Origin of the sequence: Limimaricola litoreus, assembly GCF_024159025.1 — a bacterium.
Lineage (GTDB): Bacteria > Pseudomonadota > Alphaproteobacteria > Rhodobacterales > Rhodobacteraceae > Limimaricola > Limimaricola litoreus.
Map to the genome: position 1 here is coordinate 1 of NZ_JAMYXC010000162.1, position 1746 is coordinate 1746.

Consider the following 1746-nt stretch of genomic DNA (forward strand, 5'->3'; position numbering starts at 1 on the left):
GACGTGGCGGCGGCGCGCGCCGCGGGCATCTTGCCCTTGGGCGAAGCCACGCTCGACCCCGGGCCCGCCCCGCGAGAGGGCGCGGCCCCGCCGCTGCCGCCGATGCCGGGCCTTGCCGATCTGCCGGTGACGGAGGTCGAGGAAGAGGCCGAGACGCCCGAGGGCCGGGTCGAGCGCTGGCAGCGCAAGCTGCTTGACCTCTCCTTGCGCAACCGCCTGCTGAACTTTCGCGACGGGCGCGGCGCGGTGCCGTTTCTCTGCGCCGACATGGCCGCGCTGGAGGACAGCCTCGCCGGCGGCGCCACCGCGATCCCCGAGCCGATCGAGGAGGCCGAGAGCCTGTCGCCCGACGAGATCGCCGCGCGGGCGGCCCGGGCGCAGGAGCGCGGCCGCCTTGCCGCGCCCCTTTCGGCGCAGGAGCTGAACGCGCGGCTCGTGGCGCTGCACCGCCGCGCCAAAAGCGATATGCAGGAGGGCGGCACCAACACGCTGTTCCTCGCCGCCGGTTTCCTGCGCTGGCGCCGCGAGGGCGAGGCGCGGGCCTTTCGCGCGCCCTTGCTGCTGATCCCGGCGCGGCTGGAGCGGCGCTCGGCCAATTCGGCCTTCCGGCTCGGCCATCTGGAGGACGAGGTGCGCATCAACGCCACGCTGCTCGAATTCCTGCGCCGTGATTTCGCGCTCTCCATGCCGGGCCTCGATGGCGAGCTGCCGCGCGACGAGAGCGGGATCGACCTCGTGCGGATCTTCGATCTGGTGCGGCTCGCGGTGCGCGACATGGCCGGTTTCGAGGTGATCGAGGACATGGCGCTCTCGACCTTTTCCTTCGCCAAGTTCCTGATGTGGGAGGATCTGGTCGCGCGCAACGACGCGCTGCGCGACAGTGCGCTGGTGCGTCACCTGCTCGACGGGCCGGACGAGGCCTATCCGCAGCCCGACCTGCCGCAGATCGCCCCGCGCGACCTCGACCATGCGCTCTCGCCTGCCGATCTCGTCACCCCGCTGCCCGCCGACAGCAGCCAGCTTGCCGCCGTGGCGGCGGCTGCACAGGGGCGCGACTTCGTGCTCATCGGCCCGCCGGGGACGGGCAAGAGCCAGACCATCGCCAACATCATCGCGCAGGTCATGTCGCAGGGGCGGACGGTGCTTTTCGTCGCCGAAAAGGCCGCCGCGCTCGACGTGGTACATCGCCGTCTCGCCGCCTCGGGGCTCGGCGACGCCTGTTTGGAACTGCATTCGAGCAAGACGGATCGCAAGTCGGTCCTCGCTCAGCTCGGCCGCGGCTGGGACCGCGCGGCGGAGGGCGATGGCTCCGACTGGATCGAGGTCACCGAGGATCTGCGCCTCACCCGCGACCGGCTCAACGCCTATGTCGCGGCGCTGCACCGCAAGGGGCGGCAGGGGTTTTCGGTGTTCGAGGCGATCGGCAAGGTCGCGGCAGGCGCGCCGCCCTTCCGCCTGAGCTTTGCCGCATGGGACGCGCATGACGCGTCGAGCTATGCCCGGCTGCGCGATCTCGCCTCGGAACTGGAGCGGCTGGCGCAGGTCGCGGGGCAGGACGCGCCGAGCGATCTGCTGGCGGGCGCCGATTGGTCCTTCGATTGGCAGGAGCGGTTTCTCGACGCGGCGGCGGTCTTGGGCCGGGCGGCGCAGGCGCAGAACCGGGCGCTGGGCGCGCTGTGCGACAGGCTCGGCCTTGCCCCGCTGGCCGAACGCATGGCCGCGCGCGGCACGCTCTTCGCCGAGCTG

The 1746-nt window shown here is 72.3% G+C and carries 1 protein-coding gene; it reads left to right on the top strand.

What is annotated here, in order from left to right:
* Positions 1–1746: DUF4011 domain-containing protein (locus NHG85_RS10940; RefSeq protein WP_253332317.1), on the top strand; the 1746-nt coding region annotated here is incomplete at both ends.